The 13,240-nt window shown below is 61.4% G+C and carries 11 protein-coding genes; 1 reads left to right on the plus strand and 10 read right to left on the minus strand.

Annotated features, from left to right (window positions below; translation table 11 throughout):
* Positions 1 to 57: 57 nt before the first annotated feature.
* From M2447_RS11370 to M2447_RS11400, 7 genes are all read right to left on the minus strand, one after another.
* Positions 58 to 816, minus strand: a complete 759-nt coding sequence (locus tag M2447_RS11370; RefSeq protein WP_277508694.1) for a hypothetical protein — start codon at positions 814 to 816, stop codon at positions 58 to 60.
* 118 nt (positions 817 to 934) lie between these two features.
* Complete coding sequence (locus M2447_RS11375; protein ID WP_277558702.1) at positions 935 to 2,029, minus strand: DegT/DnrJ/EryC1/StrS family aminotransferase; 1,095 nt, start codon at positions 2,027 to 2,029, stop codon at positions 935 to 937.
* 96 nt (positions 2,030 to 2,125) lie between these two features.
* Positions 2,126 to 3,505, minus strand: coding sequence for a Do family serine endopeptidase (locus M2447_RS11380; protein ID WP_277508692.1), 1,380 nt, complete (start codon positions 3,503 to 3,505; stop codon positions 2,126 to 2,128).
* Between the two features lie 95 nt (positions 3,506 to 3,600).
* Positions 3,601 to 4,821 (minus strand): DUF1570 domain-containing protein, encoded by a 1,221-nt coding sequence (locus tag M2447_RS11385; protein ID WP_161554706.1) that lies wholly within the window; start codon positions 4,819 to 4,821, stop codon positions 3,601 to 3,603.
* Positions 4,822 to 5,026: 205 nt separating this feature from the next.
* The gene (locus M2447_RS11390; RefSeq protein ID WP_277558703.1) at positions 5,027 to 6,373 is read right to left on the minus strand and encodes a glycosyltransferase; all 1,347 of its coding nucleotides are present in this window, start codon (positions 6,371 to 6,373) and stop codon (positions 5,027 to 5,029) included.
* Between the two features lie 103 nt (positions 6,374 to 6,476).
* Positions 6,477 to 7,613 carry a tRNA guanosine(34) transglycosylase Tgt gene (tgt, locus tag M2447_RS11395; RefSeq protein WP_277508686.1) on the minus strand — a complete coding sequence of 379 codons (1,137 nt, stop codon included), beginning with the start codon at positions 7,611 to 7,613 and terminating at the stop codon, positions 6,477 to 6,479.
* A 43-nt stretch (positions 7,614 to 7,656) separates the two neighbouring features.
* On the minus strand, positions 7,657 to 8,124 hold the full coding sequence (locus M2447_RS11400; RefSeq protein ID WP_277558704.1) for a hypothetical protein: 468 nt from the start codon (positions 8,122 to 8,124) through the stop codon (positions 7,657 to 7,659).
* A gap of 166 nt (positions 8,125 to 8,290) precedes the next feature.
* Here M2447_RS11400 and M2447_RS11405 point away from each other — a divergent pair, with 166 nt between their 5' ends.
* Entirely contained in the window at positions 8,291 to 8,638 is a 348-nt protein-coding gene (locus M2447_RS11405) for a histidine triad nucleotide-binding protein (protein WP_277508683.1), read from the plus strand.
* 109 nt (positions 8,639 to 8,747) lie between these two features.
* Here M2447_RS11405 and prmB read toward each other — a convergent pair whose 3' ends face one another.
* The 3 genes from prmB to M2447_RS11420 form a co-directional block, all read right to left on the minus strand.
* A complete protein-coding gene (gene prmB, locus M2447_RS11410) occupies positions 8,748 to 9,716 on the minus strand; it encodes a 50S ribosomal protein L3 N(5)-glutamine methyltransferase (RefSeq protein ID WP_277558705.1) in 969 nt (322 codons plus the stop codon).
* A gap of 3 nt (positions 9,717 to 9,719) precedes the next feature.
* The gene (locus M2447_RS11415) at positions 9,720 to 10,547 is read right to left on the minus strand and encodes a hypothetical protein (protein ID WP_277558706.1); all 828 of its coding nucleotides are present in this window, start codon (positions 10,545 to 10,547) and stop codon (positions 9,720 to 9,722) included.
* Positions 10,548 to 10,660: 113 nt separating this feature from the next.
* Positions 10,661 to 13,195, minus strand: a complete 2,535-nt coding sequence (locus M2447_RS11420; protein ID WP_277508680.1) for an ATP cone domain-containing protein — start codon at positions 13,193 to 13,195, stop codon at positions 10,661 to 10,663.
* Positions 13,196 to 13,240 lie beyond the last annotated feature (45 nt).

The following is a 13,240-nucleotide window of genomic DNA, read 5'->3' on the forward strand; positions in this document are numbered from 1 at the left end:
TGAAAGCTAGGTTTTCCGCCGGCTATGTCAACGGATGGTGACTCATGGACAATTGTTTTACAGGAGCGCCATCAGCGCCGGGTGCCGGGTGAGGGCGAACGCATGGCGCGCCGCGGCGAACGCCTCGATTAACTCGCGCGGCGATCCGGCGCGTGGAAACACCATCGACAACTCGCCTCCGCTAAAAACAACCTCCGCGGGCACCCCGTCGACGCGCAGCGTGCACGTGGCGCAGTCCGACGGATACGTTACGGTGAGCGGCGCGGGGCTTGTCCGATTCTCCCCGGTGTCGAGTGACTCCACGGCGTCAATCACGTCCTCGACGCGCGCGCCCTTGGTCAGCGCAAACACGATTGAGTCGAACATGCCCGCGAACAATTCCTCGAACGCGGGTTCGGCGTTTTCGTGCGAGAAATCGAGCGTGTGCAGCGTGCGCGTGAGCGTCCACTCGGAGGGGGCGTTTTCGTTGAGCGCGTAGTTCCATTCGAGCGTGAAGTGGCGCGAGGTGAGCACGGCGGCGGGGCTGGCGACATCGAGCGAGATATCCTTGCGTTTGTAGGCGAACGCGGCGCGTGCCTTCTGGAAAAACGCCTCGGCCTCGCTGGCGAGTTCGTCCGCGCAAAGCTTGCCGAGAAACGCCACTGCCGCCGCGCTCGCGAAATCGGGCACGCTGTGGTGCTTTTTGCTGAAGCCGCCGAGGTTTTTGACAAGCCCGTGCGCGCATCCGGCGAGGCGGACGTGCTGGATGAACGCGGTCGCGCCGGCCGGTTCGGCGTTTTCGCTGTCATTGGGAGATTCGGATTTCCGGCGCGGCATGGTTTTGGGTGTGCACACGCAAACGGACGTCGCGGGCGGGCGAAAGTCAATTTTTGCGTGCGTGCGTTTTTCCAGTGACTTCGCGGCGTCGGCTTTTCGCCCGCCGGGAAGCCGTCCGTCAGAATGTGTTCACCGATTCGATGACGTGGCCCACCTGCTCGTCGGTCAGCTCGGGGAAGATCGGCAGGCTCACGCAGGTCGCGCATGCTTTTTCAGCCACGGGCAGCGAGCCCGCCTTGTAACCGAGCCCCGCGTAACACGCCTGCTGGTGCAGCGCCACCGGGTAAATCAAATCCGTGCCCACCTCGCGGTTCGCGAGATGTTCGCGCAGCGCGTCGCGGCGCGGATGGCGGATCGTGAACTGGTGATACACACTCGCGCCGTAATCAACCACTTGGGGCATGATCACATCGGCGAGCTTGATTTCGGCCATGTAGCGTTTCGCGATGGCCTGGCGCCGCGCGTTCCACGCGGCGAGACGCGGCAGTTTCACATTGAGCACCGCGCCCTGGAAACCGTCCATGCGATAGTTAAAACCGACCATGTCGTGATGATAGCGTCGCGACGAACCGTGCACGCGCAGGATGCGCGCCTTTTCAAAAACATCGTCGCGCCCCGACACAAACAGGCCGCCCTCGCCGCACCCGCCGAGATTTTTTGTCGGGTAAAAACTAAACGTGCCCGCGTCGCCGATCGTTCCCACGGGCGCGCCCTTGTAGCGCGCGCCCACGGCCTGCGCGCAGTCCTCGATCACGAACAGGTTGTGCTTGCGCGCGATCGCCATGATTTCATCCATGCGCGCCGGCTGCCCGAACAAATGCACCACGACCATGCCTTTTGTTTTCGGGGTGATGGCCGCCTCGATCTTTTCCGGGTCCATGTTGAGCGTGCCCTCCTCGATATCGACAAACCTCGGCGTCGCGCCCGTGTAGCTGATGCACCACGCGGACGAGATGAACGTGAATGTCGGCACGAGCACCTCGTCGCCCGGCCCGAAGCCTCCGCAAATCGCGGCCACATGAAGCGGCGACGTGCCGCTGTTCATGCCGAGGGCGCGCGAATGGCCGAACGTCGCGGAAAAGTTTTTTTCAAAATCCTCGACGTCCTTGCCGAGGCAAAACCGCGTCGCGTCATACGTGGCTGCCAGCGCTGCCAGCGCGTCTTCGCGAATCGCCTTGTGTTGAATGGAGAGGTCGAGGAACGGAACTTTCATGGAAGAATATGCGCCAAGAAGAATCCGCATCTCGGGAAACGGCAAGTCTCGGGTTTCCGTTGGCGGAAGCCGCCTGCTTGTTCGCGCCCCGCCCGCTCACTTCACCACGAGCACCATCGTGCGCACCGCGCCTTTTGAATAGACGACAAACAGGTTTCGTCCGCGCACGAGCGAGTTGCGCGCGGTTTCGACACTGGACGCCCTTGCGCGGTTGATTTCCAGGATCACCGCGCCTTCGGCAAACCAGTCCTTGTAGGGCGAGTCACCGTCCACTTTCACGACATACAGGCCGTCCACGCTGCTTGAGATGCGCAGCGAGCGGCGCTGGCTCGCGGTCAGGCGCGTGACTTGCACGCCGGGCAGCAGTTCGTTGTAGGCGAGCGCGTCGCCCGATTTGCCAAGGCGCACGATCGCGGTTTCGGCCTTGCCGTCGCGGAAAATCTTCACGGTCACCTCGGTGTCGGGCGGGAGTTGCGCGACGTGCGTGCGCAGGTCGGCGGCGTTTGTCACGGGACGGTTGTTGATTGCCGTGATCACGTCGTAGCGGCGCAAGCCCGCGTTGTCCGCCGGGCCGTCGGGCGTCACGTCGTTGAGGATTACGCCCCGCGTGTCCCGCGGCAGGTCGAGCGCCTCGGCGAGGTCGGGCGTGAGGGGTTCGCCGCTTGCGCCGAAATAACCGCGCGTGACTTTGCCGCTTGTCACGAGATTGTTCATGATGTTGCGGGCGAGGTTTGCCGGAATCGCAAACCCGATGCCCACATTGCCGCGCGTGGGCGAAATGATCGCGCTGTTGATACCCACGAGGCGTCCCTTCGCGTCGATGAGCGCGCCGCCGCTGTTGCCCTGGTTGATCGAGGCGTCCGTCTGGATGAAGTCCTCGTAACCCTCGACCTCGGCCAGGATGCCGACGCGCCGGCCCGTGGCGGAGACGATGCCCATCGTCACGGTTTGCCCGATGCCGAGCGGATTGCCGATTGCGAACACGATGTCGCCGACGCGCAACTTGTCGCTGTCGGCAAGCGTGGCGAGGGGAAGGTTTTTCGCGTCGATCTTGATGACGGCCACGTCGGTTTTCGGGTCGGTGCCGATGACGCGCGCCTTGAACTCGCGATCGTCGGACAGGATCACCGTCAACTCGTCCGCGTCCTCGACGACATGATTGTTGGTCAGGATGTAACCGTCGGCGGACACGATCACGCCCGAGCCGAGACCCTCGACCTTGTATTCGCGATTCGCCCCCGGCGCGAACCACGGGAACGGCAGCCGCTGCCGCACAAAGCGCGCCGAGGCGATGGACACGACGGATTTTTTCGCGGGTTCCACGGCGTCGGCGTAACTTGCAAGCGCGGGCGATTTGCCGTCGCCGACCGCCGCGTCGTCGATTTTGAGCTGCGGCAGCGGATTGGCCTGTGGCGCGGCAAAAAGCGATGCGGCAAAAACGAAGGCAAGGGTGAGCGTGGAAATGGCGTGTTTCATGTTTTGAAAAATAAAATGTGAGATGCGCGAAATCACGCGAGGTTTCAATGAAGTGTGTTGAATTGTTCCCCTCGAAACAGCCGCGTGCCCCGCTTTTATATTTTGGGAGGCAGGGGTGCCGGCACCGGTTTGCCGGTTTCCCTTGCGATTTCGCGAAGCACTTCACGCGCGGCGCGTTTGGCCTTATAGTCCGTCCTCGGATCGACGGACATTACCTTGATCACCGCCTCGGCGTCGGCGTATCTTTTCAGGCGCCAGTAAATGATGGCGAGCGCGTGGTAAGTCTTGGACCTGTGGCGCATGGATGAGAGCGCTTCGAGAACCTTGTTTATTTTCTCCACGCGGATTTCCGGGCTTTGCGATTCGATCATCGCAAGCAACTCGTATGCCTCCATGCAATCCGGCGCGAGTTCGAGCGCGCGATCCACCAGTTTTCTCAGCTCGGTGCTCACGAACCCGGGCATTATGCGTTTCAATGATGAATTTTCGACCTCGCGGGAACTGCGCAAAAACCACACATAAGCCAGCGGATTTGTGGAATTATTTTCCACCGCTTTGCGCCAGTATTCGTGGGCCGCGGCGGGATTGTTTCCGGCGGCCCTGACTTCGGCGAGCAATTCGTAGATGCGGGGATTTTTCGGATTGCGCTCGGATAGTTGCAGAAGTTGAAACTCGGCGTCGTGCGCCCTATCGGTGCGCCCCTTGACGGTAATCAGCTCCATTTCATGCTCAAGCGAATCGGCGGGTTTGGATGTTATTTGTTTTAGAATCGACCCGACCGGCACCTTGCGATTCACGACAGTATAACGCCCGCCGCTCGCGTAGGACTTGAGGGTCCGGCTCAATTTTTTTTGGTTCAGCCCAAATGCTTGTTGAAGCGCGTCGGCTGTCGAAACGCCCGGCGTTTCACAGAGGTTTGTGAACACATCAAGTCGGTCGGCTTTCATGAGACCGGTGTTCTGGCCGCATATTATATAATGCATGAACACCCACGATTGCGCATAAAACATCCGGGCATGTTTTGTCTCATTGTAATAGGGGCTATTGGTATCAACAGTGAAAACGGTCTCAAAGGGCAGCCATTTCGACTCTCTGAGGGCGCGGAGGTGCCACGAGGGTGCTGTGCCAAGCGACACGGTTTCCCTCCTTGATGAGAAAGTGGAAAAAACCTCGGCAAGCCCCTCGTTAATATAAAGCGGAGGACGCAACCCCATGGCCGCGACAAGCGAGTGGACGTATTCATGGTAAACTGTTCTCAATCCCTCAAAAATCGTCGCGTTCTGCAAAATGATGCGGGAGCTGACCGGACTTTCCATAAAAATCCCCGCCACATTCTCGCGAGACTTGCCTTTATACAATGGAAGATGGGCGGAGAACTGTTCAGGCGAGTCAAAGACGATAATATAGGGACGCTTGTAATAGGTGCGCGCTTGTGGAAACAATGCGAAAAAGGTCGCTCGAAACTGTTCCAGCCTAATCAACAGTATTTTGGATTCGCGTTCCGGTGCGCAACTGAGCAGGTCAAAATGCTCGCTGCTCCAACGAAGCCATTCCCCGGATCCATGCGCTGTGTTTGTTGCAATGCCCGCAAACAGCAGAACGACTGCAAGAATCAGGATTTTCAACTTGGCGATGAGTGAAGGCATGAGGCGGGGAAAGACTGGGCAAAACAAAGCAATTTTCACACGCGGGCGGCAACACCAAAGCTTGGTGCGACGTTCGGGACTCGAACAAATCGGCATACACTTGCGCGTGTTGCCGGGCGGAGTGGTCGGCGGAAAACCGGCGCAGGCTGTCGCGGTCGATGCGCGCTTGGACGAGCGCGTTTGTCTCCGCGAGATGCGCGAGCGCACGCGCGAGGTCCGCGGCGTCGCCGGTGCGGAAAAACCAGCCGTTTACCGGGGGCGTTGTTGTGATGAGATCACGCGCGCCGCCCGAGTCCGCAGAAATCGAGGGGACATCGGCGTCGAACGCCTCGATTCGGGCGATCGAAAAAGGTTCGTTGTCCGATGGGACAAGGAGCACGTCGGTTTCGCGGAGAAGCGGGGCGGAGGAGGGTTGCTGGCCAAGCCACGTCACGCGGGTTTCGAGATTGAGCGCGCGCGTGCGTTCGCGCAGTTCGCGTTCGTAGCGGATGGAATCCTCCGAGCCGTCGTTCGCGCCGATGTGCGTGAAGTGCCATTGCGCGCGAATATACGCGGGCAGTTGCGCGAGCGCGGCGAGCACGAGCTCCCAGCGCTTCCAGCGCACAATTGCGCCAATGCCGCCGGCGCGGATGATTTCGCCCCGGGAGCGCGGGAATCCTGCCCGCTTTGTATTTTCGAATAATTTGGGCGGTTCGTTTTGCGGGCAGGATGCCCGCGTTCCCGGGACAATGCATGGCGGCAGGCAGTCGTCCCAGGTTTGCGGCGGCAGGCCGTAGTAACGGGACATTTCCGGACTCAGGAAAAACAGGCGTTTGCCGGGTGTGAGCGCGCGCGCGGCGTGGCGGTAAAACCAGCGATGGCGTCCGTAATGATGCACGGTGGCGACCGCGCGCCGCTCGCCCCAGCGCGCGAGCTGGAGCGCGACAAGCAGGCCGGCGCGCGAGCATCCGTGAAAAACGCGGCGCGGATCGGCGCGGAGCCATTCGCGCGCGGCGCGGGCGATTGCGCGGGCGCGCATAATCGTGCGCGGCGAAATCATCTCGCTTTCGATGCGCGGAAACCCGGCGACGGGGAGCGAGAGGCGGTGGATGCGCGCGCCGTCGTTCATGCCGAGCGTCATTTCGAAATGCGGCGCGGCGGCGGTCGAGAGCGCGCGGAGAAACGAGCAGATGCCGCCGCGGTCGTCGTCGTAGCCGAGATAGAAAAGGACGCGGGGAATCATGCTTTCGTAGGGGCGCGCCTCGCGCGCGCCCTCGTGTGCGAGGGACGGTTTGCGTGCGTTTGCATAAAGCGGGCGGACGCGAGGGCGCGCGCAAGGCGCGCCCCTACTTGGCTCCGGCTTCGTAGCGTGTTATCCATGCGCGGTGCCATGTCGCGTAGTCGCCGGCCTCGATGCGCGCGCGGGCTTGCGCCATGAGGTCGAGGAAGAAGTGCAGGTTGTGCATCGAGAGGAGCGTGCCGGCCAGCATCTCGTTTGACGTGGTGAGATGGCGCAGGTAGGCGCGCGAAAAATTGGTCGTGTAGTTTTGCACTTCGTCGCTGATGGGGCGCGGGTCGGCGCGGTATTTTTCGTTGCGCAGGTTGATCGGGCCGTCGGGCGTGAAGACGAGTCCGTTGCGGGCGACGCGCGTGGGCATCACGCAATCAAACATGTCCACGCCCATCGCGATCATCTTGAGCATTTGCGGCGGGGTGCCGAGGCCCATCGTGTAGCGGGGCTTGTGCGCGGGGAGGTATTTTACCGAGGCGGAAACTTGCTGGAGCATTTCCGGCTCGGGCTCGCCGACGCTCACGCCGCCGATGGCGTAGCCGGGAAAATCGAGCGAGGCGAGCGCCTCGGCGGCCTCGCGGCGGATGTCGTCGTAGGTGGAGCCTTGCGCGATGGCGAAGACGTGATGGCCGGCGGCGAGGAAACCGTTGTCGGTGGCGATCTGCTTGCATTGTTTCGCCCACTCGAAGGTGCGCGCGACGGAATGCGCGCACACGTCGCGCTCGCAAGGGAAGGGCGGGCACTCGTCCAAAACCATGGCGATGTCGCTGCCGAGGTTTTGCTGGATCGTCATGACCTCGCGCGGGCCGAGAAAAAGTTTCGCGCCGTCGAGGTGCGATTGAAACGCGACGCCGTCGGGCCGGATGTCGCGGAGTTTTGCGAGTGAGAAAACCTGAAAGCCGCCGCTGTCGGTGAGGATTGGGCCGTCCCAGCCCATGAATTTGTGCAGGCCGCCCATGTCGCGGATGAGTTCGCTGGTGGGGCGGATGTTGAGATGATACGTGTTGCCGAGAATAATCTGCGCGCCGATTTCGCGAAGCTGCGCGGGCGTGACGGCTTTCACTGTGCCCTGCGTGCCGACGGGCATGAAGATGGGCGTTTGAATGACGCCGTGGCGCGTGGTCAGCCGCGCGCGGCGGGCCGCGGTGGCCGTATCGGTTTTGAGAAGTTCGAAATGTGGAACCGTTGGCATCGAGGGAAAGGCTGAAAGACTGAAGGACTGAAAGGCTGAAAAATTACTTGCGGCTGATGTCGAGGCCGTCGGGCGTCCAGCCGGACATTTGGACGTCGAAGTGGTGTTTCACCGACGGGCACCAGTAGGAGATCGCCCACTCGGCGGGCTCGGTGGTGAGCGAGGGGATGCGGATGCCGCGCAGGTCGAAATAACTCCACGGGTTGCTTTCGTCGTAGTCGCGCTTGGCCCATTTTTTCATCGGGGGAAAAAGGATTTCGCCGATGGCGCTTTGGACTTCCGGCCAGCGCGAGACGAGTTCGTTAAAAAAGGCGCGTTGCGTTTCACCCGGTCCGGAGTCGTCGGCTTCGATTAGAATTTCGACCTCTCCTTCAACTGGCGGGAACTGGGTTTGCCCCGCCCAGAGTCCGGCGGCGGGAAAATGAACCAGGGGGCCGAAAAGCGAATCGGTGAGCGTGGGCAGGAGTTGTTTTTGCTTTGGGCGGAAAAGATTTTTGATGAAGTCGAACATGATATTCGGTGCGGAGTTGTCCCAACAACGGTCACCGATGGCAAGCACCACGATTTTCGCGGCAAGGAATTTCCGGGGTGTTTGCAAAAATGTTCGCGCGCAATCGCCGCCATTGGCGCTTGAACAATTCCGCCGTTGATTTTGTCATCAACCCAACTTCCCCGCCATGAGCAAAACCTTATTCCAGCGCATCATCGACCGCGAGATTCCGTCGAAAATCGAATACGAGGACGACCAGTGCATCGTCCTCCACGACATCGAGCCGCAGGCTCCCGTGCATTTGCTTATCGTGCCCAAGCGTGTGATCGCGCGCGCCGCGGAATCCGTTCCCGATTCGCCGGACGAGCAACTCATCGGGCATCTCATAACGACTGCCGGTGTCGTCGCCAAAAAACTCGGGCTCGAACGCGGTTTCCGTCTTGTCATCAACAACGGTCCCGACGCCTGCGAAACGGTTCCGCATCTCCACATGCACATGCTCGCCCGGCGCCAGATGGCTTGGCCTCCGGGTTGATTTTTCGACGCGGGCAGGGCGTGGGTTGGGGGTTTGAACGGGGCGACATGTTTCGACGGGAATCGATGTGTTTCGACTTGGGGGGACGAATGGGCGGATTTGCCCTGGCTCAAAAATTTGGCGCCTTCGAGTCCAGCAGGTGTTTTGCCTGCACGAGGCACACGCAGTCGCTTCCGTCCTCGGTGTGCAGCCAGTGCAGGCAGAGCGCACCGAACGCGCGTTCCATCGCGCGGCGCAGGCCGCCCACTTCGATCACGACGATTCCGTGCGGCGCGAGCCGGTCCCTTGCCTGCGCGAGCAGCTTGCGAATGATGTCGAGCCCGTCGCGTCCGCCGTCGAGCGCGAGGCGGGGCTCCTTTTGAAACTCCACCGGCAGGTCATCGCAAATGCGCGACGGCTCGTAGGGCGGATTGCTCAGGATCACATCGTATTTCTCCGCCGGCGATTTTGGCGCGGGCACCGCGTCAAACACATCGCTGCGGTATAATTTCACGCGCCTGGAAAGCCGGTGTTCGCGCACGTTGATTTTTGCAACATCGAGCGCGTCCGCCGACAGGTCGATCGCATCGACCCGCGCCTTTGAAAAATGATGCGCCAGCTCAATCGCCAGGCATCCCGAGCCCGTGCACACATCGACGACGCGTTTCGTGTTCTTGCCGTTTTGCGGCAGCCAGCAATCCAGCTGCGCGGGGATGAGTTCCAGAAAATACGATCGCGGAATCAGCACGCGCTCATCCACATAATAACGGTTTCCGCCCAGGAACGCCTCGCGCGTGATATACGCCGCCGGCACGCGCTCGATCACCCGCCGCCGGAGCATCGCGCGCAAGGCGGTTCGTTGCGCGGGCGCGATGCGTTTGTCCAAAACCGAGGCGTCGCTGTCGAGCGGCCAGTCGAGTGTGCGCAGCAAAAGATACAGTGCCTCGTCGTGCGCGTTGGTTGCGATCTGCCCGAGCGCCAGCCCCGCGCGCGCATACGCGTCCTCCGCAAACGCGAGCCAGTCGCGCAGCGTCGCCAGTTGCGAGGTCACCGGCAGCGAGGCGGGAGGCGTCTGTGCGTTGCGCGACGATTGTTTCATGCATTATTCTTTCTCATCGCGGCCGGGCGTTTTTGGGGCGCGCACGTGCTCATGGTTGCGGATGTGCTCGGAGCAGTAGCAATACTCGCCCTCGCATTTCGAGCAGTAGCGAAAATCCTCCTGCGGGTGCGTCTGGCTCGTCTTGCCGCAAACATGACAACGATTGCGCATCATCGGCGTGTCGCTTTGCTGCGCGATCCGGTCGGCCTGTGTTGCCATGCGCCGCCGTCCCGAGCGAATCCGTCGCGCCAGGTCTCCCGAGAAAAAGATCAGAAAGTTTCCCACCGACGCCACGACCATCAGTTTCGCCGATAGCCCGCCCGTGAAAAACGTGAACGCGTAGCCAATCCACGTGATCAGCGCGAGCCACTTGATTTTCACCGGCAGGATGAAAAACACCATGATCTCGAACTCGGGATTCAGATACGCAAACGCGAGAAACAGCGAGCCGCTGATAAAAATGTTGGTCGCGATGGCGTTTGGCGTGATGAACGCGAGGCCCACCGTGAGCACGTAGCCGCAGAGCAAAAACAAGTTGAAGCGCACCTCGCCCCAATAATGCTCCAGCGCCGAGCCGAACAAATAAATCATGTAAAGCGCAAACGCGGCCCAGAACGGGCTGAACGTGGGCGGAAAAAACGCGAACGTGATCAGCCTCCACCATTCGCCGCGGAGCACGGCCGCCGGCATGAGCACGCAATCCTCCCAAGCGAAAATGCCGAGAAACCTGATCGCAACCAGCATTAACAACTGCCCCGCCACGATGATGAGCGTGAGGTGTGGAATTGCGAAAGGTTCGAGCCGTCGCTCGATGCGGTTAAGCCAGGACATGAGGCAGCTGTTTTGATGCGTGTTGCGCGGTCTGCCAAGCAATCATGTTGATGCCAAAAAAAAGCCGGACTCAATTTGAGTCCGGCCTTTTGGGCGTAGTGTGATGTTACGTTTTACGTGTGCACGATTTCGCAGGCGCCGCCGGCGCAGGCGATGTGCTCGGCGAGTTTGGTCTCGTCGGTTTCCTCGCGCATCTTGGTGTAGTCAACTTTGTTCGGACGAAGCATGTTCCAGCGGATGATGTCGCTCTCGGTGGCGACTTCCTCGCGGGGGGCTTGCGCATAGATTTTGTCGCCGGCGTCCTGGAGGAGCGAGATGCCGGTGAAGGATTCGCGGTGCTCCCAGATGAATTCCTCGACGTCGTTCCACTCGGTCGGGCTGACGGTGCAGGTGTTGGAGACGTTGTGGTGCAGGTTCGGCGAGCGCGACTCGGGGTCGCCGCCGGGGATGACCCAGGACTGCTGCACGAGCTCGACGAGTTGCAGGAATTGCAGCGCGTTGATGTCCTTGCGCAGGATCGCTTGCGGCGCGGCCTCTACGGGGAAGGAGATGACGTCGTCGGTGTCGGGGTTGTAGACGGACGCCTCGGTCATCTGCGGGTTGTATTGCTTGAAGAACGAGTAGATGGGTTCCTTGCGGTTGGCCTGCACGCGGCGGAAGTAGTGGCGCGCGTGGTGCGGGTGGATGCCGGAGGCGGCGTCGAGGATGAGCGAGGCGGTGCCCTCGGGTTTGCAGGTGGTGAGCTTGGCGGCGGGGCGGATGCCGAGGAGCGACGCGACGAGGCGGTTGGTGGCGCGGCAGAGGCGCGCGCCGCGGGTGAGGATTTCGGCGTCGAAGAGGATGTTGGGGTTGTCCATGAAGCCGCAGATGGAAACGCCGAGGAGCGAGTCGTGCTCGTTGATGAGGCGGGTGACGGGCCCGAGGTAGGGCATGTCGGTGTAGGCGGCTTGAAGGGTGCCGATGGCGGTGGCGGCGATGCAGCCGTCGAAGAAGTTTTCAACGGTGGTGGCGGCGCGTCCGTTGATGGTTGTCAGATTGCACATCTGGAAACCGGAGAGGCGCGTGGTGCCGGGGAGGTCGCCCTTGTAGCCCCAGGCGAAGAGTTTCGAGACTTCCTCGCCGGAGAGTTCCCAATCGACGATGGGCAGGAGGTTGATTTCGGCGCAGGGGTTGCAGCCGGCCTCGGGGTTGTCGGAGAAGAAGAAGCCGGGCTCGCCGAATTCCTTTTGCGCCTTGAAGAGTTTTTTGAAGTGGGCGCGGTTGTCCTCGGTGCGGGCGAGGACGGCGGAGTTGTTAGAGGCGGAGCGGTGCGGGTGTTTGTCGAACCAGTTGCCGGTCTTGGCGTTCATCATTTCCTCGTCGTCGGGCGAGAAGAGGCAGATGGTCGCGGAGCGGCGGATGCCGCCGGCGAGCACGGCCTTGGCGAGGAACATGTTGATATCGTAAACTTCGATGGGGCGCAGGGCGCGGCCCGCGGCTTGCGAGAGGATTTCCTCGACTTGCGTGAGGGCGCGCTTGAGCGGGAGGTGACCGGGGGCCTTGCCGCCGGAGGTTTTGAGGGGGAGGCCGCGCGAGCGGATGAGCGAGTAGTTGAACTCGATTTTTTTGCCCTCGTAGAAGGACTGGAAGAGGGCGTGCACGGCGTCGGACCAGCCCTCGATGGTGTCGGGGATGTGGTAGTGCCAGACGGGCAGGTCGTATTCGTTGGCGCGGGCGGGCAGCGAGGGGAGCATGGCGACGTGGTGCTTTTGCACCGAGAAGCCGACGCCGCAGCCGGAGAGGAGGAGGTAGAGGTATTCGCGGAAGAACTCGACGCGGTCAACATTCGCGAAGGAGCAGTTGAACATGCGCGAGTGGTTTTTGAGGATGGCCTCGCCGCCGAATTGCATGGAGCGCATCGAGGGGAGGACTTGCTTGGCGGCGACCTTGTCGAACGCGAGCTGGATGATGTCGTAGAGGCGTTTGTTGCCGAGGGTGGCGAGGAGTTGCGGGGCGGCGTCCCCGGCGAGCGCGGCGATATCCTCGGGGAGTTTTTCGGGGATGCGCGCGTCGATTTTGCCGGCGAAATGGGTGAGGTGCATGTCGCGCACGCGGTCGGTGGCCTCGGTGAAGGTTTCGCGGCGCTTGAGGTCGGGGCGGTAACGGGCGTATTTCGCCATGGCGATGTAGTCGCCGAGTCCGTTTTCCTCGTATTTGGCGAGGCGGTTGGCGGCGTGCTGCATGCGGTAGAGCACGTAGGAGCGGGCGACTTCCCAGTTGCCGGAGGCGGCGATGGCCTTTTCAACGGCGTCCTGGATTTGCTCGATGGTGGGGTGTTTGCCTTCGCGGTAGTAGAGTTCGAGCATCTGCGAGACGCTTTCGCCAAGGCGGGCGGCCTCGGCAAAGATGTCGGGGCTCACGCCGTATTGGGCGAGGAAGTCGTCGCGGGACGGATTGTCGGTGTTGCCGGTGCGCACCTCGTGGAAGGCGAGCGCGATGGCGCGGGTGACCTTGTTTTGGTCGTAGCGGGCCTTGGAGCCGTCGCGCTTGAGAACCATGCGGGCATCCGCAGGGATACTGCGGTTGAGCAATTGGGCTCCTTTGGTGATGGTCGCCGCGGGTTCGCTTGGAAGGATGTTGGAGATGGAAAAAGGGAGGGAAGACTTCATGACAGAAAAACCAATGTAGTGGATGAGTTTGAAAGGTTGGGCGAG

This window comes from Ereboglobus sp. PH5-10, assembly GCF_029504735.1.
Taxonomy (GTDB): Bacteria; Verrucomicrobiota; Verrucomicrobiia; order Opitutales; family Opitutaceae; genus Ereboglobus.